Raw genomic sequence first — 23869 nt, 5'->3', positions numbered from 1 at the left:
CGGGCATGCTATCGTGCGCGGTCTAGTAAAACTGGCAATCCCAGCGCCACTGCCCATCCGGCGCGCGGAAGAAGTAGCCGATGCCATTGTCGCCCCACATCCAGCCCGCCTTTTCTTCCGAGCCGACCTGGAACGCGACATCGTGGCGCCCGGCGCCGTGCTGGACTTCGTACGGATAGCCGCCCACCTCGGTGCCCGTGTTGCGCGCAAAGTCGTCGAAAAAAGCGTCGGTCGCGGCCGCGTCGTCGTTGACCGCCGCCAGGCAGACGATTTCCCAGGCACCTTCCCAGCCCGGCGCATTGTCGTTGCGCAGGTGCTGGCGCAGTTGATCGAGCTGGGCGCGGGCGGCGTGGTTCATCCTGCGCTGTAGCGCTGTTCCAGGGCCAGCACCAGGCGCTGCACCTCGGCGGCGTAAAAGCCGGACGAATTGAGGGTATTGATTTCGACGATCTTCATGCCGTCGGCGCAATCGCAGGCGTCGATCACGAACGATTCGTGCGGCGACCAGTCATCGATGCGCGCCCTGACAAACTGCGTGAGGCGCTCATCGACATCGCCCGCATAGATCACCTGGCTGCCACGCTTGTACAGCGACTGCGTGACGATCTCGCCGCCCACCACCCAGAAACGGTATTCGGCGTAAATGGCGACCGGGCGCGATAACTGGATCAGGGTATCCGGTGCCAGGCTGGTCGTGTGGCTTGCCGCCGGATCGCAAACGGCGTGTTGCCAGGCGCGGAAGGCATCGGCATCGAATACCCGGCCTGAAAAATACTTGGAATCGTGCACCGGGCGCACGAACATGCACTCGCCGCTGAATGTTGCATCGCGCACGGTGCTGACCATGGCGCCGGCGTTGAGCATATGCCCGCCCCAGTGCGCGCGCTGCTGTTCGAAATCCTGCGCGTACAGGTCGAATACACCGGGAACCCAGGCGTGTCTGGCCGCCACGTGCCGCATCGAGTACGAGCCGATGCAGATCACATTGGCGTTCCCGATGACGGGCGCGGGCAGCAGCTCGCCGGTTTTCGGCATCACCGCGTGCACCGAATACGCAATAGCGAAGCGCTCGAGCGTGGCGATCAGGGCATCCCAGCCGTTCTCGGACAAAAAACCCTCTTGCAGAATCCAGTGCACCTTGTTCCCTTTGGACAAAATAATATCCCCGGCGACAAAGCCCAAATGTCAATACAGGGCAGTGTCGGCGGGGATGACGATGGATCGCAGGTGTACCGGCAGGGCCGCATCGCGACCCCGACGGCGTCAAAACGTTCTATGACTTATGGAACGCTTCGACCTTGCCTTTGAGTTTGATCAGCATCGGATGGCCCTTGCGGTCCAGTGCTTTGCCGGATGGAATCTTGATCCAGCCTTCGCTGATGCAGTATTCCTCGACGTTGGTATATTCTTTGTCGTTGAGCTTGATGACGACGTCGCGTTCGAACGCCGCTTCATTGTGAAAAGGGCTGCGCGGGTCGATCGACAGGCGGTCGGGCAATGGGGGGAGTGTAGTGGTATCGTTCATGGACGAATTATCTCCCAGATCGGCGGCGAGTACAACGCTCTTCGTCGCCGCCTTCTGCGTCAATGGCAAGTATGGCATCATGCGCCTTGCGGGCGACTTGCCCAACTTAAAAGGACACCATGACAGCTCTGACACGATTCGCCGATGCCGAAAACGCCATGTATGATGGCCGCCATGACGAGGCGCTGCAAGGCTTTACCTGGTTCTACCAGAACGCCCTGCAAGAAGATCCGGCGCTGGAAGAAATGCGCTACTACCTGGTCGGCATGTGGGCCGAACTCGGCCATGCCTACCCCAAGGCGCTCGAGGTGCTGCGCGCCATTCGTGAAGACAAGGCCAAGGCCCTGCTGGCCGGCGCCAACGAGCGCGAAGTATTCTGGGATATCGTCATCATCGACGCCGAACTGGGCGATACGGCAGCGACCTATCAGTTCTACAAGGCGCTGGCCGCAGCCCATCCGGTGTTTGCCGCCGAGTGCGCGCTGATTGCCATGCCGGCCATCGTGGAGGCGGAAGACTATGCCCTGGCGGCAAAACTGATGCCGCCTGCGGAGCCGTTCGTGCGCGAAATGGCGCGCGTGCTGGAACAGGATATTGCGGCAATCAAACAGCGGCCGTATTCACCGGCGCCCGAGCGCCGCGCCGAAATCGTCACCTACGTCAGCGAAGTACGGCGGGTGCTGACAGTTCTGGCTGGAAACGGCGAAGCTGATGAAGCGGCCAGCATCCGGGTCCTGGCAATCAATCTGATCAAAAGCCCGTCGGTACGCAGGGACGTCGCGGCCGGACTGGGCAAGCTGTAGGGACGTAGCTGGTTCACGCCGCCGCGTAAGCTTCCAGCAGCGCTTTCGCGTTGGCGGCATCTGCGATATGCAGCAACACGGTTTGCTTGAGTTCCACCACCGGATGCGCGGCATCGTATTTGCAAAAGCCGAACACCTCCTCGATCGGATCGTCCGCATGGCATGAGGTGGGAATGAAATGCTGGTCGGGGATATCGCCGAAGTCGAACGCCTCGATATTGGCCATATCGACCGCGTCGTCCCAGGAACTGCCGCCCGCGCCCCAGGCGATCATGTAGCGGCAGCCAGATTTGACGATCCACTCGCTTACCTGCGATTGCCATTCGGGCGCGCCGGCGGCATCGGCGATGAGCACCAGTTTGTATGGCGCCGGCTGCACCCGCCCGGTGGGCAGCTTGCCGGGCGTGAGATGAATATAGGTGACAGGATGGGACATGCAAACACCTCCTTACCTTGGGCCATGTCAGCCCGCGTAAAAACACCGGCCGCAAGCCTGGCGATACTGCTCGTTGCCGCCGATGGACACTTGCTCGCCTTCCCTGATCCGCTTGCCCTGCGCGTCCACGCGGATATTCATCGTGGCTTTTTTCCCGCAGGTGCAGATATTCTTCAATTCCTCGATATCGTCGGCCAGCGCCAGCAAATAGGCCGATCCGGGAAACGGCTCGCCCCGGAAATCGCTGCGCAAGCCATAGCAAATCACCGGCACGCCGCGCACCTGCGCCAGCTGGTGCAACTGCTGCACCTGCGCGGTCGATAAAAACTGCGCTTCGTCGACCAGCACGCAGGCCACTTTCGGCGCATCGGTCAGGAAATCGGTCGCACTATCGAACATATCGACCTCGCGCTGGGGACCGAGGCGGGATGTGACCTGCCCCACGCCATAGCGGCTGTCGATCGCGGCCGTGTACAGTTTGACCTGCTGGCCCTGCTCTTCGTAGTTATGCGCCACTTGCAGCAGTGCTGTCGACTTGCCGGCGTTCATCGCCGAATACCTGAAATAAAGTTTTGCCACTGCGTGTTCCCACCGATTGAAGCGCGTCATTATAGCAAGCACGGCGGGCGCTACTGTTGCATCTTGGTATCAGCGGGAGAAATCGACGACCACCTTGCCGGGCGCGTGGCCACAAGCGTGCATGCGACCGGCGCGGTTCAGGCCGCTTTGTCCAGGGTCGGGTAATCGGTGTAGCCGGCCGTGCCGGGCGAATAGAAGGTTGCGGAATCGGGCGTGTTGAGCGGCGCGTCCTGGCGCAAGCGCTGCACCAGGTCGGGGTTGGCCAGGTACAGGCCACCGAACACCGCAGCGTCGGCACGCTGCGCGCCGATGGCCGCGTCGGCGCTCTCCTTCGCCAGCCCGCCGCCTTGCAGGTAGGCGCCGGCGAACAGCGGGCGCAGCGCCGCATGGTAGTCGAACGCCGTCGTGAACTGGGCCACGTGCAGGTAAGCCAGCTTGAGGGGGGCGAGTTGCCGCACCAGATAGCCGTACGTCTCCCGCGGCGTGGCGTCGCTGATGTCGTTAAAGCCCATCTCCGGCGCGATCTTGATGCCGACCCGCGCGCCGCCCGCCTCGGCGACCATCGCGGCCAGCACATCGAGGATGAAACGGGCACGGTTTTCAAGCGAGCCGCCATATTCGTCGGTGCGCACGTTGGTGGACGACGACAGGAACTGCTCCGGCAAATAGCCCGACGCCGCATGCAGTTCGACCCCGTCGAAGCCGGCGGCGAGCGCGTTGCGGGTCGCCGAGCGGTACTCATCGATCACGCCTTGCACTTCGCCGGTGGTCAGTGCGCGCGGCTGCGTCAGTTCGAGCGGACCGGTGGCGGTATAGACCGTGCCGGCCGGCTTGACCGCCGATGGCGCCAGCGGCGCCGCGCCGTCCGGCAGCATGCCCGGATGCGACATGCGCCCGCAGTGCATCAGCTGCATGAAGATCCGTCCACCCTTGCGGTGCACGGCGTCGGTCACATCCTTCCAGGCGGCGATCTGCGCGTCCGTATGAATGCCGGGGGTGCGTACATAGCCCTTGCCCATCGGGCCGGGAAAGGTGCCTTCGGTGATCAAGAGGCCGGCGTCGGCGCGCTGCGCGTAATAGGTGGCGACGGCGGCGGACGGCACGCCGCTGGCATCGTCCGAGCGCGAGCGCGTCATCGGCGCCATCACGATGCGGTTGGGCAATGTCAGTTGGCCGAGTTCGAGCGGGGTGAATAAGGTGTTCATCTGTTTCCCTTCTGGCAGAGTGAAAAGCCATGGTACATTGCTGCACCAATGAGATAAACAGACAGAAACAGCATTCACTGCTGCAAAAATGGAGCAATTGAGATGCAACTACTGAACTACATGCAGCTGTATGTGGAAGTGGCGAAGACCAAAAACTTCCGCAAGGCGGCCGAGTCGCTCGGCATGTCCAGCTCCACACTCTCGCGCAATATCGCCGCGCTGGAAAAGGACATCGGCGTGCGCCTGCTGCACCGCTCCACGCGCCAGGTCGAGCTGACCGAGGCCGGGCAGGCGTACTTCAACCGCTGCCAGGGCATCGTCGAAGAAGCCAACGTGGCGCACGAAGCGCTGCGCGGCGACGCGGCCCGCCCCAGCGGCATCTTGCGCATCTCGATGCCGGTCGACCTGGGGATCAACTACCTGGCGCCGCTGCTGGCCGAATTCGCCGTGGCCTATCCGCTGATCGACTTCGAGTTGGAGGCGGCCTCGCGCCGGGTCGACCTGCTGGCCGACCCGTTCGACCTGGCGATCCGCATGGGGCCTGCGCCGACGGTGCCATCGACCCTGGTGGCGCGCCGCATCGCGCTGCTGGAGCGCCAGCTGTATGCGGCGCCGGCCTATCTTGATCGGGCGCCGCCGCTGGAGCATCCCGACGACCTGATTCACCACGCCTTGTGCGCCGCCCCGGGTATCGGCCAGGATGGTTGGACGCTGTTCAACGGCGCGGCCAGCCGCACGGTGCCGGTCAAGGCGCGCTTCCTGATGAACAGCGTGGGGTTGAGCGGCGCACTGGCCGCCGAGGGCGCGGGCATTGCGATCCTCGACAGCGTCATCGCGCGCGAGGACCTGGCGGCGGGACGGCTGCTGCGGGTGCTGCCGCAATGGCGCCTGGCGCCGGTTGCCGTGCATGCGATTACCGATACGCGCCTGCTGTCGGCGCGCACGCGCCTGTTCGTCGATTTTCTGAAGGCGCGCCTGGCGCCGCGCAATTTACCGGGGTAGCAAGCGCGCGGGGTTGCCCACTGCTGTGGCGCCGGCCGGCACGTCGCGCGTGACCACGCTGCCGGCGCCAATGACGGCATCGTCACCGATGCTCACGCCGGGCAGGATAATGGCGCCGCCGCCGATCCACACATTGCGCCCGATGCTGATCGGGCGCCCGAATTCCAGGCCCGCGCGGCGCTGGGCCGGGTCGCGCGGGTGGTCGGCCGTGTAGATCTGCACGGCCGGCCCGATCTGGGTGCCCTCGCCAATGGTCACGCTCACCACGTCGAGAATGACGCAGTTAAAGTTCAGGAATACGTCTTTGCCGAGGTGGATGTTGTAGCCGTAATCGCAGTGAAACGGCGGACGGATCACCGCGCCCTCGCCCACCGCGCCGAGCTGCGCGGCCAGCAGCACGCGGCGCGCCGATGCCGGCTCGCCCAGCGCGGCGTTGTAGCGCACCATCCACGCCTTGGCGGCCGACTGGTCGGCCTGGATTTCGCCGTCGCCGGGGCGGTACGCTTCGCCGGCCAGCATTTTCTGTTTTTCGCTCATGCTCATGTTGCGCTCCTATTCTATTGGCCCGGATGGTATTTGCGTTCGAGGTGCTTCTCGATATCGGCTTTGTAGAACAGCACATCCTTGAACTGCCCCTTGCTGTACATCTCGGCCTGGTCGCTGAAATGCGGCGAAGCCGGATTGCTGCTGTTGCCGCCCGCCAGAATGCTCCTGGCGCGCACGCGCGGCCCGAACTCCACGGCCGCCACGAAGCTGTTGCCACGGTCGCCGTAAATGCGTTTGGTTTTTTGCGGCGCCACCATGCCGAAGGCGGCCAGCGACCCCCAGTTGGCCGACGCGAACGCCACCGGAAAACTCGGTTTGGCGTCGTCGTACTGCTGTTTGATGTCGCCGCTGGCGCGCTGGAAGCGGTTGATCTCGCCCCATGGCGTTTGCCAGGTGCCGAAATCGGCCTCCAGCCTGGCCGTGGCGCGCACCAGCGCCTTCAGGCGCTCGGCTGGCGCCAGGCTGTCGCGAATGAAATCGACGGTCGGCACGCCGTTCGCCTTGGCGGCCGCCGACGCCTTTTCCACCATGTCCTGCCCCCAGTAGATGGCCAGCGAGGTCGGCACCGAGTCGACGCCGTAGCGCCGGTCCCACGCGCGCAGGGCCGCCATTTGCGGCGCCAGCTGCGCCTTGAGCGCATCGGCGGCGGGCAGTTGGTCGTAGGCGGCGGCGAGTGAGGCGATCAGCGGGTCGAAGGCGGTCAGGTGGCTGTCGTAGGCGGCCGCGATCAGGGTCTCGAGCGTGAAGTCCTTGCGTTTTTCGAGCACGGCGACGGCATGCAGGCCGCGCGCGTTTTCCGGCAGCGACCACATATAGAGAGGATAGTCCTGCTGGCGCGGGCTGTTCGCACCGGCCGCCGCAAACGGCCAGTTGTTGGTGTTCTGGATCCAGCCGCTGGCGGGATTGAACAGCGTGATGGTCTCGTCGATGGCGTGCAGGCCTTGCCACTCGGTGGCCGGATTGCTGCCGTCGACCGGCTTCTTCCAGTCGAAGGCGGTGTCGCGCTTCGGTACAAAATTGCCGTGAAAGTAGGCGATGCTGCCGTCGGCGTCGGCATACACGGTATTGTTCGACGAATTGGTGCGCAGCTCCATCGTCTTGCGGAACTGTTTGTAATTACGGGCCTTGGTGCGCATGTACGACTGCGTGAGCGCCTTGAGCGGCTCCTCCATCAGCTTCACCGCCACCCATTTGCCGCCCTCCTCGCGCACCACCGGGCCGTGGTGGCTGAACCAGGCGGTGACGGTCTTGCTGGCCATGCCGCCGGCGCTCTTGTAGGGCAAGGTCACCTTCACTTCGCGCAGGGCGCGCTGGCCGCTGCCGTATTGGTAGACGTACTTGCCGTCTTTTCCGGTCACCGTTTCGAGGTACTCGTCGATCACGTCGCCGCCGCCCGAGGTGTGCATCCAGCCGGCCTTGTCGTTGAAGCCCTGGTAGACGAAGAACTGGCCCCAGGTCACCGCGCCGTAGGCGTTCAGGCCTTCGTCGCTGACGACGTGGACTTCGGGGCGGAAGTAGAACGAGGTGTGCGGGTTGATCAGCAGGAGCGCGCGCCCGGACGCGCTCAGTTTGGGCGCGATCGCAAAACCGTTCGAGCCGCGCGGCTCAACGTCGAGGGCATTGGGCGCGTCGGCCAGGGCCAGGGCTGGCGCGGGTTTCTTGCCGTAGAACTGTTCCAGGGTCTTGAGGTCGATCGACTCGATATCGCCGCCGATGCTGCCTTCACTGAATGCGAGCGCCATCCACGGCTCGAAATGCGTGATCAGTCTGGGTTTGACCTCGGGATGGGTGTGCAGGTAAAAATTGAGGCCATCGGCAAAGGCGACCATCAATTTTTTCAGCCACGCCGGGCTGGCCGCGTACTTGGCCTGCATGTCCGCCGGCGTGATGAACATCTTCATGCGCAGGTCGCGCCAGATTTCGGCCTCGCCTTCAATTTCGGCCAGGCGCCCGAGCGCGTTGACGTAATTGAGTTCGACCCGGTTGAAATCGTCCTCCGCCTGCGCGTACAGCAAGCCGAAGACGGCGTCGGCGTCGGTCTTGCCGAAGACGTGGGGAATGCCCCACTTGTCGCGCATGATGGTCACGCGCTGCGCTGTCCTGTTCCAGCGCGCCTGTTTGGGCGTCACAGCGGGCGTCACAGCCGATGACACGCCGGCGCGCTGGTCCGGCGCGGCGCCAGCAGGCAGAGAAGTTGCGACGGTGGCGCAGCCAAGCAGTGTCGAAACGAGAAAGGGTCGAAACATCGATGCATCTCCTGACGATTTTCAAAAGCGGGGCACGCCCCCGCGCAGCTACGCGCCGGTTTCGCCCAGGGCCGCGAGGCGCGCCTTGAGGGCATCGTTCTCGGCACTGAGCGCGTCGACCTTCTCGCGCAGGGTGGCCACCTGGGCGCGCAGGTCGGCTTCGGCGTCGGCCGGCGGCTCTTTGGGCGGACGGCTCGACGCTTTCTGTTCGCGCACCTGGCGCGCCGCCTGCTGCAATTCCTTGCGCCCGCCGGCCACCGCCGCGATCTGCACCGATTCCGGCAGCGACGCTACGTTGGCGGCGGCGTTGATCGAGATGGTCCCCGAGCGCACCGCTTCAACCAGCTGCGGCGTGGCCGCCTTCTGGATGCGTTCGATCTGGCTGATGGTATTGCTCGACACGCGCGCGGCCTTGGCCACGTCTTCGCGCGTGTTCCAGGGCGGCGACTCAGGCACCCTGGCTGCCTCGGGCGCGGCAGCTTGCGCGCTTTCCGGTTCGGCGGCGCGCTGGGCCACGCGGGCGGCGACAATATCCTTTTTGCGCAGGGCGAGCACGCCGCGCTGGTAGTCCGACACGCTGCGGCGCGCCAGGTGGTTATCGATCATCCACAGCATGACGTCGTCGAGCGAGTCGAAGGTCGCGTTCTGCACGGTCTTGAAGGGGATGCTGTGCTTCTGGCAGATCTCGTAGCGATTGTGGCCGTCGATGAGCACATCGTTCCACAGCACCAGGGCGTCGCGGCAGCCCTCGGCCAGCAGGCTGCGTTCGAGCGCGGCGTATTCGTTGGCGGTGAGCGGGTCGATGAAGGAACGCAGTTCCTCGTTGATAGTGATGTTCAATTCGTGTCCTTGTAAGTACTGCGGCGGGCCGGACTGCGGCACGCCGCCACGAATGCTACACCATACCGCTTGCGAGGGGATGAAACGGGCATCGCGCCAATGGCGTATGCATCTCTCCATCCGTCGTATGCGGACGCAAAAAAAGCGCCCTCTGCATGGATGCAGAGATACGGCGCTCTTCGATTATTTCTAAAAGTATGCTGTGGTGCCCGGAACCGGAATCGAACCGGTACGCCCTTACGAGCACGAGATTTTAAGTCTCGGGTGTCTACCAGTTTCACCATCCGGGCAGCGGCGGGATTTTAGCACAGGATATGGTCGATACGGCCACTTTTCCGGCGATGGCCGCGGCTGCCCGCTTGCGCATGGGGCTCGGGGAGGCACCTCCGTCCGGGAACCAAAAGGCGTTTGGCTGGTCTGACAGACTACAACCGGTCACCCTGGCCGGCATTCACGCCATGCGAGAACCCGATGACCGACAACCCTTACGCCCCGCCGGAGGCAACCGGCGGCACCATGACGGGCGACACCAGGCTGAGCCCACCACTCTGGAATCCAAACGCGGCCGCTTTGTGGTGCCTTGTGTTCGGTATCATGTTCGGTTCCTGGATTCATATGAAGAACTGGCAAGCCATGGGCAAGCCCGACAAGGCTGCGGCATCGAAGCGCTGGCTTATCGGCAGTACGCTGCTTTTCATCGTGTCGTTCGCGCTGGCCTTCGCCAAGCCAGAGTCGTTGGCGGGGTCGTTTGGCAGATTCAACTTTTTCTTCAGCTTGGCCGCGCTGCTCGCCTGGTATTTCATCAGCGCGCGCGAGCAGATCCGTTTCGTCGCCACCACGTACGGCGCGAACTATCAGCACCGTAGCTGGGGCACGCCATTGCTCTACGGCTTGCTGGTTCTGATCGGCGTTGGCGTTGCAGGGGCCATCGTGGGGTTCATCATGACTGTTGCCAACCGGGCGGCGTGACTGTCCTCGTCCGAACGTAGTAACTTCCCGCGCGACATGGACACATCGGGATCACCGCCAGCGATTAAAGTTACAATTTGCATAAGTCATCTGATAACATACCATTTCCCGTTGTACAACATCAGAGGGATGGACATGACTCACCTTATTTGCAAGACATTGATCGCCAGCGCCAGCGCACTGCTGGCCTGCGGCGCGCTGGCGCCGGCGTTCGCCGCCGACTGGCCCAGCGGTTACACCAGGTGCGCCGCCGAGCAGGAAACCTGCGCCGTCGGCGCCACCAAGCGCAAAGTGTCGTATGGCGCTGCGAACAAGTGGGTCACCAAGACCTTGTCCGGCAACGTGGCATGCAACAATGGGACCTTCGGCGATCCGATCTCGGGCATACAAAAATATTGTGCGGTCGCACCGCTGACGCCAACCCCGACGCCGACGCCACCGCCGACGCCTACTCCGATACCGACACCAACGCCGGCGGTCGACCAGGGCAGCAGCACCACCGCCTGGGCCTCCGGCTGCGCCACCACCAAACCCGAGACCACGCCCGGCACCTGGGTCGCCGGCGGGCCCTCGCCCGACCGCGCCAACTACAAGCTGGTCAAGGAATCGGCGCACTTCGCCTTCTATTCGGACGAAAAAATCTCCGACGCCAACCTTACCCTGGCCGTCAACACGCTCGAAAACACGGTGTGGCATAACCTCTTCAACGCCAACCTGTTCATGCCAGAACCCTTCGTCAACACGCCGAACAAGATCAAGCCGTCGATCCACATCCACTCGACCGATGGCCTGACTGCCGGCGGTTGGGCGCGCGACCGCATCGGCATGTGGATCGGCCCCGGCGCCCTGCTCGACCACTGGGGCCTGACCCACGAATTCACGCACGCCTGGCAATCGTGGTGGATGTCGAACGGTGGCCTGAACTGCACCGACCCGAACAACTGCCGCGCCATCGCCGAAGGCCACGCCAACTACACCGCGCACCAGCTGCCCGAGTACAAGAACGAAGCCCATTGCAGCGAGATGCTGGCCAACGCGCCGCACCTGTACCTGGGATCGAGCCGCGACCAGTACTGCAACTGGCAGTACATGGAATACCTGAAAGACAAGCAGTGCCCGGCCGCGGTCAGCCAGATCTTCACCACCCCGGGCAGCGACACCTTCGCCAATATCCAGAAGTCGCGCGGGTGGAGCGTATCCCAGCTCAATGACTTCTTCGGCGACTGGGCCATGCACAATGTGGTGTGGGACTACAAGGCCACGCCGGCCGCCTTCCGCAACAGCTTCGGCAACATCACGCAGACCGACAAGTCCGAGTGCATGCACCGCCTGATGCCGCTCGAAGCGCTCGACACCGGCTGGGCCGCCAACCGCCGCTTCGTTTCGCCCTACTACGGCGCGCCGCAACGCTTCGGCTACAACGTGGTGCGCCTGTATCCTGCTGCGGGCGCCAGCACGGTGAGCGTCAAGTTCCGTGGCGTGAACCAGGCCGGTTCGAACGCCGACTACCGCTGGGGCCTGGTGGCGACCAATGCGCAATTCACCTCGGCGCGCTACAGCGCCATGCAGAAGGGCCTCGACGCCAACCTCACCTTCGCGGTCAAGGCCGGCGAGCCGCTGTTCATGGTGGTCACGGCCACGCCGTCGGTGCTACAGGTGATCAACGGCGAGCAGGATTACGCCGGCATCTGGCGCTATCCGTACATGATCGAAGTGGCCAATGCGTGGCCGCAGGGCTTCCAGAACGGCCAGCGCGATCCGTGCCCGGCCGGGACCGGGCGGCATGCCAACGGCGGCGGCTGCGCGCCGTCGACCACATCGGCCAGCGCCTACGTCGGACCGTATGCGACTGTCCTGCCGGGGAACTCGGTAACGGGCAATGCGCGCATCGAAGACCAGGCCATCGTCGCCAACGGCTCGGTATCGGGCGGTACGGTGGGCGGTTTGAGCATCATCGGCGAGCGTGGCAACAACGGCGACAATGCCTTCACCGTCGGCGGCGCGGCCCAGGTGCGCACCACGTTCTACCCGCTGGGATTCTTCGAGCGCGGCCAGGCCGCATCGGGTAGCCTGAATTTATACGGCGATGTGGAATACCGGGGTGAAGGCCTCAATCTGAGCGCCGGCAACCGCTCGGGCTTCGTCGATGCCGAATCGCGGGTGGGATCGGCGCTTGACATCAACACCAAGGTGCGTCCGCTGTGGCGGCCTTGACCAGGCCTGCGTAAGCTGGCCCGCCACCGCACGCGGCGGGGGCGGAGCCTGGCGAGGCGGCCGGCTACAGCTCGGCGCTGAAAATGACGACCAGGCCTTCGTCCAGCGCGTTTTCGACCACTTTGAGCACGCTGCGCAGGTAGGTAAACAGATAGTCGGCCGTGTCGCCCTCGTCGCCGTACACCTCGGTGTCGGCATACGGCCGGCCGCTGACGTAATCGCGCACCAGCGCGTTTTCGATATCGTCGTCGCACAGATGGCCAAAATTTTCGGCTTCGTAGGCGATCGTGGGATTGGCCTTGAGGGCGGCGAACAAGGCGTTCATCTGGACGATCACCGCGCGCTGTTTTTCCGCATCGAGCACCTCGACCAGGGTGGTGCCGTACTCGCCTTCGAACGCGTACTGCTGGCCACTGTCGGTCAGGAAGGTCAACGCCGGGAAATCGAATTGCGCCAGAAGCTCGGCGAAAAAGTAGATCGCATAGCCGCTGCGCGTGCTGCCGAAGACATGATGGAGCTTGTCGGTGCGCGCGCAGGCAAGCGCGCCCGGACCGTGCGCCAGGGCCTCGTAAGCCTCGACACTGGCAAGGCGAGGCGGAACACTGGCGGCAGGCGCCGTGAAAATGCGGGTTTCGGATGAGTGGGACATGGCAGGGTCTCGCAAGGATGGTCAATGGCGGCCGGCGCGGTGCCGCGGCGGACACCCTTGACTATACCGCGCAAGCGGCCTCAGTCGCCAGCACGCGCTTCTGGTTGTTCCTATTGCGCAACCAATCCGCCCGGCTTGTCATGCCAACATAGTTGTTGAACTTACTCAATTGTTGAGCTAGCATTGGCTTGCGGAATTTATGAAATTTTACTACGTGATTTCTCGACCGCACCCAGGCAGCCGGGGACCACACCCGCGCGCCCCCTATAACAAGAACGAGACAGTCCCATGCACACAGCCATGAACACGACGGAGATCTTCCTCCTCGCGATGCTCCTGATTTTCTCCATTCCCTACCTGATCTGGCGCGTTTTCAAGACCGACTACTACGCCCCGCTGGTGGTGGTGCAGATCATTACCGGCGTCCTGCTGGGACCGGGCGTGATGGGTGCCGCATATCCGGATTACTACAAATTCATCTTCAACCCGTCCGTCATGCTGGCCATGAACGGGATTGCCTGGTGGGCGGTGATGATCTTTGTCATGATCGCCGGCATCGAGCTCGACCTCAAGCAAGCCTGGGCGCACCGCCGCGAAACCACCATCACATCCAGCCTGGCGCTGGGCGTGCCGCTGGTGTTCGGCGCCGTGGTGGCGGCCGGCATGCTCGGCTACGCCGGCTGGATCGGGCCCAAAGCGATGACCTGGCAGTTCGTGGTGGGGGTCGGCATGGCTTGCGCGGTGACGGCGCTGCCGATCCTGATCCTGCTGATGGAAAAGCTCGACATCCTGCGCCAGCCGATCGGCCAGCGCATTTTGCGCTACGCCAGCCTGGACGACATCGCCATCTGGGGCGTGCTGGCCCTGATCCTGCTCGACTGGAACCGGGTCGGACGCCAGCTCGGCTTCCTGCTCGCCTTCGGCATTGCCACCGTCCTGTACCGCCGCCTGATGGTCTGGCTGCCCGAGCGCGACCGCTGGTATGTCGGCCTGATCTGGCTGGCGCTGTGCGGCTTCGGCGCCGACTGGGCCGGGCTGCACTTCATGGTCGGCGCCTTCCTGGCCGGCGCGGTGATGGACGCGCACTGGTTCGACCAGGCCAGGATGGACCTGATGCGCCACCACGTGCTGCTGGCGATCATGCCCGTGTACTTCCTCAGCACCGGGCTGCGCACCAACTGGGACGTGGGCAGCGCCGCCGTGTTCATCGCCGCCGGCGTGCTGCTGGTGGCCTCGGTCGGCGGCAAGCTGATCGGCGCGCACATCGCCGGCCGCATCCTCAACTGGAAAAAGGGGGAAGCGGGGATTATCGGCTGGCTGCTGCAGACCAAGGCGCTGATCATGATCATCTTCGTCAACATCCTGCTCGACAAGCAAATCATCACCAGCGAGACCTTCACCGCCCTGCTGCTGATGGCCATCGCCAGCACCATGCTGACCGTACCGGTGGTGTATCCGAGGCTGCAACGGATGAAAGAACTCATTTTCCGCAACACCTGACACCAAAACTCCTACAACCGTGGTCTGACCTTAATGCCGCTAACTTAAGCTCCGTCATTCCCGCGCAGGCGGGAATGACGGAGCTTAGTGCTGTGGCAAAAAGAGCTTAACTTAGCGGCATTAAGTTCAGACCCCGGTGTGGGATGTTTCGATTCGGAGCTCTGACCCCGGTTAGGAAACCTTGGGGGCTGGAAAGGCCGAGGTGGCCGATTTGCATTAAGATGCAGCCATTCCGTCTACCGGCCCCGTCGGGCCGTTGCTGCATCATGAAACTTTACGAGGCGCTTGCGCGCGATATTTCCGAGTCGATCCTGAGCGGGGCGTTGCAGCCGGGCGACCGCTTGCCGTCCGTGCGTAAAACCAGCGCCAGCCGCGGTGTCAGCCCGGCCACCGTGTTCGAGGCCTATTACACGCTCGAAGCCCAGGGCCTGGTGCAGGCGCGCGAGCGCTCCGGCTACTTCGTCAGCGTCAGCGCCGAACGCCTGCCGCCGGAACCCGATACCGCGTCGCGCCCGGCCGAGGATGCGCTGCCGCTGGCCATGAGCGAGCGCGTGTTCGACCTGCTCGAGACCACCATGCGGCGCGATGTGGTGCCGTTCGGCTCGGCCTTTCCCAGCCCGCTGCTGTTCCCGCTGGCGCGCCTGGCCCGGCTGATGAGCACCAGCGTGCAGCAGCTCGATCCGTGGGCCAGCGTCGACGATCTCACTCCCGGCAACGCGCGCTTGCGGCGCCAGCTCTCGCTGCGCTACCTGATCGACGGCATGACGGTGCACGCCGACGAGATCGTCGTCACCAACGGCGCGCTGGAAGCGCTCAACCTGTGCCTGATGGCGGTGGCGCGGCCCGGCGACGCGGTGCTGATCGAGTCGCCGGCGTTCTACGCTTCGCTGCAGGCGATCGAGCGCCAGGGCCTGGAGGCGATCGCGGTGCCGACCCACCCGCGCGACGGCATGGACCTGGCCGCAGCCGAGCGCGCGCTCGAACGGCATCGGCCCAAAGCCTGCTGGCTGATGACCAACTTCCAGAATCCGCTGGGCAGCCTGATGCCGGACGAGAAAAAACGCGACCTGGTGCGCCTGCTGGCGCGCTACCAGGTGCCGCTGATCGAGGATGATGTCTTCGGCGAGCTGTATTTCGGCGACAAGCGCCCGCTGCCGGCCAAGGCCTTCGATACCGAGGGCCTGGTGATGCACTGTTCGTCATTTTCGAAGTGCCTGGCGCCCGGCTACCGGGTCGGCTGGGTGGCGGCCGGCCGCTTCACGCGCCAGGTGGCGCGCCAGAAGCTGGCCAGCACCCTGACCACCTGCGCCCCGGCCCAGGGCGCGCTGGCGCTGTATCTGGAAAAAGGCGGCTACGACCGCCATCTGCGCCTGCTGCGCCACCAGCTGGCGGCGCAGCAGGCGGTGTTCATGGACGCCGTGCGGCGCCACTTCCCCGAAGGCACGCGTGTGACGCGCCCCAAGGGCGGCTACCTGTTATGGCTGGAGCTGCCCGGCGCGGCCGACGCGCTGGCGCTGCACGCGGCCGCGCTGGCCGAGGGCATCAGCGTGGCGCCGGGGCCGATCTTTTCGCCGCAGCCGGGGTTCGAGAACTGCCTGCGCCTGAATTACGGCCACCTGTGGGATGCGCGCGCGGAGCAAGCGCTGGCCACGCTCGGGCGCATCGTCCACGCACAGATCAAGCCTTAGTCGCGCTCGTCGCGGGTCTGCTGCAGGGTAAACCCGATCAGGCGCGACACCACCGCCGCCAGGTAGATCAGGCCGACGAACATCTCGACGCTGGCCAGCGCGCGCGCGTGTGCGGTCAGCGGAATCACGTCGCCGATGCCGGTGCTCGATAGCAGCGCGAAGCTGAGGTAATTGAGTTCGGTCCAGGTGCGCGCGTCGGCGGCGTTGACGGCGGCCGCGTAGGTGCCGGGATGCATGGCCTGCACCAGTACGAACAGGTGCGTGAAGCCCCAGGCGATCAGGGTGAAGGTGGCGCCGGCCGCAAACAGTTCGTCGGTGGTGGCGCGGTGGTCTTCCATCATGTAGGCGATCAGGCTGGCGGCGGCGTAAAAGTAGAACAGCGCTTCCAGCGCGGAGGACCAGGGCAGCAGCGTCTCGCGCCCGAGGATCATTTGCAGCACCAGCAGCACGATGATCGGCAGCGCGATGCCGGCGCTGATCCAGGCGTGGCCGGGCGTGCGCCGCACCATGCGGGTGGTAAACCCGAGCACGATGATGCCGAAGGCGTTGAACACGACCAGCCCGCTCGGGGTCGATTCGATGAAGGGGTACAGCAGCATCCCGAGCAGTTGCACCATCAGCAGAATGGCGGAGGGGTGGCGGTGGGTGCTGCGCATCAGCTTGAAAGCGTTCATGGTCGACCAGGTTCATACGGACAAGCCCGCATTGTAAACGAGTCAATACGGCAACTGTGGGGCGTCAGCCAGAAAAACGCGCCGCATCGGGTCCGCCAGCTCAGGAAGCGAGCGCCATTTCTTCCTGGTCGCTCTGCGAGGTGGCCGGCACCGGTTTGAGCAGCAGCAGCTGCCCTTCCAGCACCCGGAATACCAGCGGCGCGTCCAGATGCGTCACTTCGCCGTCGATCGCGACTTTCATGCGGCGCCGTCCCACCAGCCCGCGCTGCTTGACGGTCATGCGGGTCAGGCCGAAGGCATGCAGGTTGGGGGCGTCGCTCAGGCGCCCGAGCGCGCCACGCGCCAGCAAGGCCAGCATGCCGAACTTGCCCACCGGCTGGGGCGCCAGCGCGGCCAGCTTGCCGTCTTCGATGCGCTCGGCCAGCGGTTCGAAGCCGACCTGTTCCATCTGCAAGCGGTTGTTGCCGACGAACAGGGTGGGTGTGCGGATGGTGCGTGTCTTGCCATCGAGCTCGACGTTGATATGCAGGTGCCGGTACGATCCCAGCACCGTCTTCAGGGCCGAGAGCATGGCCACCAGCCGGCTGCGACCGTATTGCTTCTTGTCGATCTCGCGTTCTTCGAGCAGCCTGGGATACAGGCCGATGCTGGCATTGACCAAAAACACCCGCTCGTTGACCAGCCCCACCTGCACCGGCTCGACCCGCGCCGTCAGCAGCGCCTGCACCGCCTCGCCCAGGTCTTCCGGAATGCTGTGGGTGCGCCCGAAATAGTTAAAGGTGCCCTGCGGCAGCACGCCGAACTGGCAGCCGCTCTCGACCGCCTGGCGCGCCACGGTGTTGATGGTGCCGTCGCCGCCGGCGGCCACCAGCACGCCACCGCTCTGGCACGCGCGCCCGGCCATGTGGCGCGCGATGTCGCCAAGCTCGTCCGCCTGGTCCACCACGGCGAGTTCGAATTCGCGACCGGCGGCGGTCAGCAGGTCTTCGATGGTCGTGCGCTGGAGTTCGGTTTCGGCGTGGCCGGAACCGGCGTTGAGAATGATAAAAAGCGGGGCGGGCATGGGGAGGGCTGACGTGGAGTTCAATGATGCTAAACTCTATCATCTGCGCGAAATATTGCGTTTTCAATACGACAGCGCGCACGCGCCCCGAGGCGAACCCATTCTGGCATTTCAAGGCAACCCCATCATCCCCGTCCGCGCGCAAACAGATTATCTTGATGCGCCACGGCAAGCCATTGCTGCCCGCATGCGGGGACGGTGCTGCTGGTAGCGCATGGCATCATCAACAGCATGCTTGCCCGCGAGCGGCGCCGCAGCGGCTGGACCCCGCACCAGCACCCCCAGCATGCCTGCTGGAGCATGAACAGCTTTACTCTTGCCGCCACTTGAAACGTCGTCAGGGCCGCTCATGACGGAGGCGATCGGGCGGGCAGGCTTCACTCAGCCTTGACGCCATGGCGATGCCGTCGAAACGCCATGCACGCCGCCGGCGTCAGCCCTCGATGCGCTCGGCAAGCTGCGCACTCTGCCTGGTGCGCGGCACCGGCTTGATGCGGGACAGCACGCCGATCAGCTCGGCCGTATTGGCCGGCTTGACGAAATAATGGTCGAAGCCGGCCTGCACCGCGCTGGCCTTGTCGTACTTGTTGCCGTAACCGGTGACCGCGATCAAGGTAGCAGCGCGCGCATGCGTGCTGGCCCGGAGCCGGCGCGCCAGTTCATTGCCGTCCATGCCGGGCAGGCCGATGTCGAGCAGGCAGGCGTCCGGCGCGAAGCTGCCCACGCTGTCGAGCGCGTGCAGCGGATCGTGCTCGACCATCACCACGTGGCCGGCCGATTCCAGCACCATGGCCATGGCATTGGCGGCATCCTTGTTGTCGTCGACCAGCATCAGTCGCAAGCCCTCGCCCGCATGGCTGCCCGGTCCGCGGCTGGCCGCGCCGGCGGCGCCCGCCAGCGCGTGCTTTTGCAGGTAGACCGAAAAAGTCGCGCCCTCCCCCGGCCCCGGACTGGCCGCCGTCACATGCCCGCCGTGCAGCAGCACCAGGCTGCGCACCAGCGCCAGCCCCAGGCCGAGCCCGCCTTGCGAGCGGTCGGACGAGCGCTTTTCTTGCGTGAACAAGTCAAAAATATGCGGCATCAGCACGGCTTCGACACCAATGCCGTTGTCGCGTACGTGCAACTCGACCGTGTCGGCATGATGGCTGACCTCGAGCGCGATGCGCCCACCGCGCGGCGTGTACTTGGCCGCGTTGTGCAGCAGGTTGGTCAGCACCTGCACCAGCCGCTTGCGGTCGCCCAGCACCGCCACCGCGCCTTCGGCCGGCACGTCCAGGCACAGCTCATGGCCGCGCTCGCTGATAAGCGGCTGAGTCTGCTCCACCGATTCCAGCACCACCTGGTGCAGGTCGATCACCTCCTTGTCGAGCACCACCAGTCCGGTGTTGACCCGCGACACATCGAGCAGGTCGTTGATCAGGCTGGTCATATGGTTGACCTGCCGTTCGATGATGACACTCGACATTTTTACGCGCGAAATATTGTCCGGCGCCATGCCCAGCAAATGCGCCGCGGAACGAATCGGCGCCAGCGGATTGCGCAGTTCGTGCGACAGCATCGCCAAAAATTCATCTTTGTGGCGCGCCGCCTCGCGCAAGGATTCTTCCGCGCGCTTGCGGGCGCTGACATCAATCGACACGCCGCGGATGCATCTGGCATTGCCGGCCTGGTCCGCCACCACGGTGCCGTACACCTGCAGCCAGACCACCTGGCCGTTGTCTGGCCGGCGCAGGCGCACCACGTCGCCATAGCTTCCATGAGATTGGAGTGCCTCGCGCCGCGCAAGTTCAATTCTCTTTAAATCGTCGGGGTCGAAACAGTGCCATACCTGGCGCATATTGGTCCAGGCGGCGCCGAACAGCTCTGGTGCGTTGTCCGAAAAGACCACCTCGTTGCTGTCCAGGTCCCAGTCCCACACCACCATGCGCGCCACTTTCAGCCCTTCTTTCAGGCGCAGCTCGCTGCGCTGCAGGGCCTGCCTGGCCATGGTGCGGTCGGTGACGTCGAATCCCTGCACGAAAATCCCGCTCACCATGCCGTTTTCCCGGATCGGCTGGTACACGAAGTCAACGTAGGCATGGGTCGGGGCGCTGTCCGGCGCGTGGCGCAGTTCGATGCGCTGGTCGCCCGCCTTGTACGGCACGCCGCCGCCATACACGCCATCGAGCAAATCGACGAAGCCCTGCCCCACCACGTCCGGCAGCGCTTCGCGCACGCTCTTGCCGATCAGCGCACGCTGGCCCACCAGGCGCAGGTAGGCCGAATTGGCGAACTCAAACACATGCTGCGGCCCGCGCAGGATGCAGATGAAGCCGTGCGCCTGCTCGAACAGCTGGCGCAGGCGCATGGTGTCGGCTTCGCGCTGCTCGCGCAGGGCTTGTTCGGCGCGCAGGCGCTGCGAGGTCTGGATCGCTTCATGCCGCTGCGCATGTTCACGCTGGGTAATCTGTTCGGTCAGGGCCAGGTTCATGCGCTCGAGCGCGGCCTTGGCCTTGTGCTGGGCGGTCACATCGTTGCACACCACCAGCACGCCGTGCACGCCTTGGTGGTCCTCGATCGGGCTGTAGCCGTAGGTCCACCAGACATCCTCGCGCTTGCCATGGCGCGTGACCGGCACCAGCTGGTCTTCGTGCCAGGTACTGCCGCCACCGCTCATGACCAGGTCGATCTGCGGGCCGATGATCGGCCAGATTTCTTCCCAGCACACACGCCCGCAATCGCCCAGCGCGCTCGGGTGGCGCTCCGGACCCATGGTGTGGCGGTAGGCGTCGTTGTAGAACTGCACCAGGTCCTTGCCCCACCACAGGAACATCGGGTGGCTGGACGTAAGGATCAGCCTGATCGTGCTCTTGAGCAGAGTGGGCCATTGTTCGGGTGGACCGAGCGGGGTCGCGCTCCAGTCCTTGGCGCGCATCAGGGCGCCCAGTTCTCCGCCGTTGGAGAGAAAGTCAAATGTCAAACGCATCCAGTGCCCGGTTTGTTGTCGCCGATAATAATGGGTAGCATGCGCGCCGTCTGGCGCAGGCTTGATCGTATCATTATTGTGGGAGCACGCGCCGAACGTTTTGTCCAACACAGGCAGGCAACGCCGGAGGCCGCTCAGCCCGGCGATTCGCCCAGGGAAGACATGGCCGGGGCTGCGGCCCCTGGGGCGCCGGCGTCGAAATAGCTGGCCAGCGCATGGCGCGACCAGCCGCCGGCCGGACGGCGCACCGGACGCGCGCGCAAGGTGGGCACGTTGGGACGCTTGCCAAAGACCGGCTCGCGCGGGGGCGGCTGCAAGTCCGGAAAATGGTGCGCCATGCCGCGCGCGCCCGGCAGGAAGCCGAGCACGCGGTTTTCGACATCGTACAGCACGCCGTCTTCGAACCAGCCGATATGCTCGCCCTTGATCGAAAACGCGCTCAGCCCGAACACATAGCCGGCCGGCTCGCCGTCGACCGTGCGCAGGCAGAATTCATCCAGGATGGCGGACGCCCTGCCCGCCTCATCGTATAACCAAGTTACCAAAACCATCCCCCGTTGCACCTCGTCGTTTCTGTCACCAATTTTAACTTGTAACATTCACAACTCGGCGCACCGTTGAAACCGTGTCAGGTCCAGCCGGCGTCGACCACGAATTCCTGGGCCGTGATCATGCGGCTGTCATGGGCACCGAGAAACAGCGCCATGCTGGCCACGTCGGCGCCGACAATACGCCCTGGCAAGCACTGGTTCTCATCCATGGCGCGCTCGCCGTCCGGGTCCACCCATTTATCGAGCTGGCGCGGGGTCATTACCCAGCCCGGCGTGAGCGTGTTGACGCGGATGCCGCTCTTGCCGTATTCGCGCGCCAGGCTGCGCGTGAGGCCGTTGACGGCCGACTTGGCGGTGGCGTACACCGGGTAGCCGGCCACCTTGTTCTTCCAGCCGGTCGAACCGAGGTTGATGATGGCCCCGCCGCCGCGCCGGCGCATGCCTTCCACCACCGCCTGGGCCGCGAAGAACGCGACCTTCAGGTTGATCGCGATCTTGGCGTCGAAGTATTCGGACGTGACCTGCAGGAAGTCGTGGCGCTCGTCGTTGGCGGCGTTGTTGACCAGCACATCGAAGTCACCCAGCTTCTCGCCGGCCGCCATGACGCTGGCGCGCAGCGCATCCATGTCGGACAGGTCGCAGCCGATGAAGTACGGGGTGTGCGCGACCGTGCCGGCCAGGCCGTCGACCAGTTCGGTGGACGCGGCGATGTCGCGGTCGGCAAACGCCACGCGCGCGCCCTGGCGCGCAAACGCGGCCACGATATCGGCGCCGATGCCCGAACCGCCGCCGGTCACAAAAACAGCCTTGCCGGCCAGGCTCGGGTAGTTCGCAAATTCCATGAGGTTTCCTGGGTTGGATTGTTGTTCTGGCTGTTGTTGGGGCGACACTAACTTGTTTGCGTGGCGTTCCAGGCCGCGACGAAGGCCTGCGCGCGCGACCTGAGGATTTCCGGCGTGGTGCCGGGCGAGTACAAGGCCCCGCCGATGCCAAAACCGGTGGCCCCGGCCGCGACCCACTCGGCCATGGTGTCCGGCGCGACGCCGCCCACCGGCCACAGGGGCGTACCCGGCGGCAGCACGGTCTTGAAGGCTTTCAGGCCGGCGTAGCCGACCATTTCGGCCGGGAAGATCTTGAGCGCGTCGGCGCCGGCGCCGAGCGCGGCGAACGCTTCGCTCGGGGTGGCCACGCCGGGCGCGCACAGCATGCCGAGGGCGGCGCCGCGCGCGATCACTTGCGTGTTGCAGTTCGGCGCGACCAGCATGCGTCCGCCGGCCGCGTGCACCGCGTCCACGTCGGCCACGCTGAGCATGGTGCCGCCGCCGACGATGGCGCCGGGTGGCGCCATGCGCGCCAGCAGCGCGATCGATGCCAGCGCGCCGGGGCGGTTGAGCGGCACTTCCAGCAGGCGAAAGCCGGCCCCGAACAGGGCCGCGCCGGCCGCTTCGGCCTCGGCCGGTTGCAGGCCGCGCAGGATGGCGACCAGGGGGGGAGTCAATTGTGTCGTATCCATCATCGTCTTATCCATCACTAAACGCTTTCGAAAAAGTAGGCCAGCGCGGCCAGGTAAACGTCGTCGGGGTCGTGCGCGCGCGCCGGCATGCCGAAGTGGGCGGCCGCGCTGCGGTAGCGCGCACTCAGCGCCGGCGAGCCGATGATGTCGACGGCGCCGTCGGCGTGGCCCTGCGCCGCCACGAATTCGGTGCCGATCAGCAGGCCGCTGACAAAGCTGCGCGACTGCGCCGCCGCCATCGTTTTCGACACCACCCGCGCGCGCACCCCGAACAGCGCATTCGAGAGCGGCCGCGCGCGCCGCGCCTCTTGCAGGCCGGCGCCAAAGGCGCTGTCGTCGTCGGGCGCGCCGGCCATCAGCGCGGCCAGGGTGCCGCCGGCGGCCAGCATCGAGAACAGTTCGCCGGTCATGTAGGTCACCAGCTGGTCGACTTTGCCGGCGCGCAGGTAGACCCATTTGCTGTGGGTGCCTGGCAGCACCACCCAGCCATCGAGCAGGCCGCGCCCGACCGCGCCGAGCAGCTGCGTCTCCTCGCCGCGCATCACATCCACCGCGCCGTCGCGGGCGCAGTAGCCGGGCACGATGTAGCAGCCGGCCTGGCCTTTTACGGGCGCCAGATGGGCCGGCAGGTCGGTCAGCGCGACGTTGGTGTCGAGATACGGCACTTCCTGCCAGCCGCCGGCCGAACCGACCATGCCCGACATGACGACCGGCACGCCGTCAGCGACCTCCATGCGCGCGCGCAGGGCCGCCAGCGAGCCGGCGAAGTCGCCGCCCACGGCCAGCATGCCCTGCTCGTCCGCATGGCGCGCGACGCACTTGCCGTCGCGCCCGACCAGGTAGGCGCGGCGGTTGCTGGTTCCCCAGTCGATTCCAAGTAATTGCGTGTGCATGCTGCCTC

23 protein-coding genes and 1 tRNA gene are annotated in these 23869 nt (G+C 65.0%); 6 read left to right on the top strand and 18 right to left on the bottom strand.

Features of this window, described 5'->3' with window-relative positions:
• Positions 1-22 precede the first annotated feature (22 nt).
• The 3 genes from F1609_RS05370 to F1609_RS05360 form a co-directional block, all read right to left on the bottom strand.
• Positions 23-358 (bottom strand): DUF1963 domain-containing protein, encoded by a 336-nt coding sequence (locus tag F1609_RS05370; protein ID WP_167075407.1) that lies wholly within the window; start codon positions 356-358, stop codon positions 23-25.
• Positions 355-1137, bottom strand: coding sequence for an ATP-grasp domain-containing protein (locus F1609_RS05365; RefSeq protein WP_167075405.1), 783 nt, complete (start codon positions 1135-1137; stop codon positions 355-357). The genes F1609_RS05370 and F1609_RS05365 overlap by 4 nt, the downstream gene beginning before the upstream one ends.
• 136 nt (positions 1138-1273) lie before the next feature.
• Positions 1274-1525 (bottom strand): DUF3297 family protein, encoded by a 252-nt coding sequence (locus tag F1609_RS05360; protein ID WP_167075404.1) that lies wholly within the window; start codon positions 1523-1525, stop codon positions 1274-1276.
• Positions 1526-1644: 119 nt separating this feature from the next.
• On the opposite strand from F1609_RS05360, the gene F1609_RS05355 reads away from it, so the two are divergent.
• Positions 1645-2328, top strand: coding sequence for a hypothetical protein (locus F1609_RS05355; RefSeq protein WP_167075402.1), 684 nt, complete (start codon positions 1645-1647; stop codon positions 2326-2328).
• Between the two features lie 13 nt (positions 2329-2341).
• Here the strand turns inward: F1609_RS05355 and F1609_RS05350 are convergent, their stop codons facing one another.
• The 3 genes from F1609_RS05350 to F1609_RS05340 form a co-directional block, all read right to left on the bottom strand.
• Positions 2342-2764 carry a DUF7684 family protein gene (locus F1609_RS05350; protein ID WP_167075400.1) on the bottom strand — a complete coding sequence of 141 codons (423 nt, stop codon included), beginning with the start codon at positions 2762-2764 and terminating at the stop codon, positions 2342-2344.
• Between the two features lie 27 nt (positions 2765-2791).
• On the bottom strand, positions 2792-3343 hold the full coding sequence (locus tag F1609_RS05345) for a thymidine kinase (RefSeq protein WP_166869742.1): 552 nt from the start codon (positions 3341-3343) through the stop codon (positions 2792-2794).
• Positions 3344-3480: 137 nt separating this feature from the next.
• Entirely contained in the window at positions 3481-4548 is a 1068-nt protein-coding gene (locus F1609_RS05340; RefSeq protein ID WP_167075398.1) for an alkene reductase, read from the bottom strand.
• 102 nt (positions 4549-4650) lie between these two features.
• Between F1609_RS05340 and F1609_RS05335 the strand changes: the two genes are divergently transcribed.
• On the top strand, positions 4651-5550 hold the full coding sequence (locus F1609_RS05335; RefSeq protein WP_167075396.1) for a LysR family transcriptional regulator: 900 nt from the start codon (positions 4651-4653) through the stop codon (positions 5548-5550).
• Here F1609_RS05335 and F1609_RS05330 read toward each other — a convergent pair.
• From F1609_RS05330 to F1609_RS05315, 4 genes are all read right to left on the bottom strand, one after another.
• Positions 5539-6093 (bottom strand): sugar O-acetyltransferase, encoded by a 555-nt coding sequence (locus F1609_RS05330; protein ID WP_167075394.1) that lies wholly within the window; start codon positions 6091-6093, stop codon positions 5539-5541. The two genes, F1609_RS05335 and F1609_RS05330, sit on opposite strands and share 12 nt — an antisense overlap.
• Positions 6094-6107: 14 nt before the next feature.
• Positions 6108-8342 carry an acylase gene (locus F1609_RS05325; RefSeq protein ID WP_167075392.1) on the bottom strand — a complete coding sequence of 745 codons (2235 nt, stop codon included), beginning with the start codon at positions 8340-8342 and terminating at the stop codon, positions 6108-6110.
• 48 nt (positions 8343-8390) lie between these two features.
• Positions 8391-9182 (bottom strand): hypothetical protein, encoded by a 792-nt coding sequence (locus F1609_RS05320; RefSeq protein ID WP_167075390.1) that lies wholly within the window; start codon positions 9180-9182, stop codon positions 8391-8393.
• A 203-nt stretch (positions 9183-9385) separates the two neighbouring features.
• Positions 9386-9472, bottom strand: a tRNA-Leu gene (locus F1609_RS05315).
• 181 nt (positions 9473-9653) lie between these two features.
• Here F1609_RS05315 and F1609_RS05310 point away from each other — a divergent pair.
• Together F1609_RS05310 and F1609_RS05305 are read left to right on the top strand one after the other, a co-directional pair.
• Positions 9654-10151 carry a hypothetical protein gene (locus tag F1609_RS05310; RefSeq protein ID WP_167075388.1) on the top strand — a complete coding sequence of 166 codons (498 nt, stop codon included), beginning with the start codon at positions 9654-9656 and terminating at the stop codon, positions 10149-10151.
• Positions 10152-10286: 135 nt separating this feature from the next.
• The gene (locus F1609_RS05305) at positions 10287-12365 is read left to right on the top strand and encodes a DUF6055 domain-containing protein (RefSeq protein WP_187362940.1); all 2079 of its coding nucleotides are present in this window, start codon (positions 10287-10289) and stop codon (positions 12363-12365) included.
• 64 nt (positions 12366-12429) lie between these two features.
• On the opposite strand, the gene F1609_RS05300 is transcribed toward F1609_RS05305, so the two are convergent.
• Entirely contained in the window at positions 12430-13014 is a 585-nt protein-coding gene (locus tag F1609_RS05300) for a hypothetical protein (RefSeq protein ID WP_167075386.1), read from the bottom strand.
• Positions 13015-13302: 288 nt separating this feature from the next.
• On the opposite strand from F1609_RS05300, the gene F1609_RS05295 reads away from it, so the two are divergent.
• Together F1609_RS05295 and F1609_RS05290 are read left to right on the top strand one after the other, a co-directional pair.
• Positions 13303-14514: a cation:proton antiporter gene (locus tag F1609_RS05295; RefSeq protein ID WP_167075384.1), complete on the top strand. Its 1212-nt coding sequence runs from the start codon at positions 13303-13305 to the stop codon at positions 14512-14514.
• 266 nt (positions 14515-14780) lie between these two features.
• Positions 14781-16202 carry an aminotransferase-like domain-containing protein gene (locus F1609_RS05290; RefSeq protein WP_167075382.1) on the top strand — a complete coding sequence of 474 codons (1422 nt, stop codon included), beginning with the start codon at positions 14781-14783 and terminating at the stop codon, positions 16200-16202.
• On the opposite strand, the gene F1609_RS05285 is transcribed toward F1609_RS05290, so the two are convergent.
• The 7 genes from F1609_RS05285 to F1609_RS05255 all read right to left on the bottom strand — a co-directional run bounded on the left by F1609_RS05285 (position 16199) and on the right by F1609_RS05255 (position 23861).
• Positions 16199-16876: an ion channel gene (locus F1609_RS05285; protein ID WP_167075380.1), complete on the bottom strand. Its 678-nt coding sequence runs from the start codon at positions 16874-16876 to the stop codon at positions 16199-16201. The two genes, F1609_RS05290 and F1609_RS05285, sit on opposite strands and share 4 nt — an antisense overlap.
• Positions 16877-16976: 100 nt before the next feature.
• Complete coding sequence (locus F1609_RS05280; RefSeq protein WP_167075378.1) at positions 16977-17939, bottom strand: diacylglycerol/lipid kinase family protein; 963 nt, start codon at positions 17937-17939, stop codon at positions 16977-16979.
• 433 nt (positions 17940-18372) lie between these two features.
• The gene (locus F1609_RS05275) at positions 18373-20898 is read right to left on the bottom strand and encodes a hybrid sensor histidine kinase/response regulator (RefSeq protein WP_167075376.1); all 2526 of its coding nucleotides are present in this window, start codon (positions 20896-20898) and stop codon (positions 18373-18375) included.
• Between the two features lie 140 nt (positions 20899-21038).
• Entirely contained in the window at positions 21039-21455 is a 417-nt protein-coding gene (locus F1609_RS05270) for a 4-fold beta flower protein (protein WP_167075374.1), read from the bottom strand.
• 77 nt (positions 21456-21532) lie between these two features.
• Positions 21533-22297, bottom strand: coding sequence for an SDR family NAD(P)-dependent oxidoreductase (locus F1609_RS05265; RefSeq protein WP_167075372.1), 765 nt, complete (start codon positions 22295-22297; stop codon positions 21533-21535).
• Between the two features lie 47 nt (positions 22298-22344).
• Positions 22345-22968, bottom strand: coding sequence for a 2-dehydro-3-deoxy-6-phosphogalactonate aldolase (locus F1609_RS05260; protein WP_167075587.1), 624 nt, complete (start codon positions 22966-22968; stop codon positions 22345-22347).
• 17 nt (positions 22969-22985) lie between these two features.
• Positions 22986-23861: a 2-dehydro-3-deoxygalactonokinase gene (locus F1609_RS05255; protein ID WP_167075370.1), complete on the bottom strand. Its 876-nt coding sequence runs from the start codon at positions 23859-23861 to the stop codon at positions 22986-22988.
• Positions 23862-23869 lie beyond the last annotated feature (8 nt).

This window comes from Massilia aquatica, from assembly GCF_011682045.1.
Classification (GTDB): domain Bacteria; phylum Pseudomonadota; class Gammaproteobacteria; order Burkholderiales; family Burkholderiaceae_D; genus Telluria_A; species Telluria_A aquatica.
Note: the sequence above shows the minus strand (reverse complement) of the source record. Positions and strands in the feature narration are given on the sequence as shown.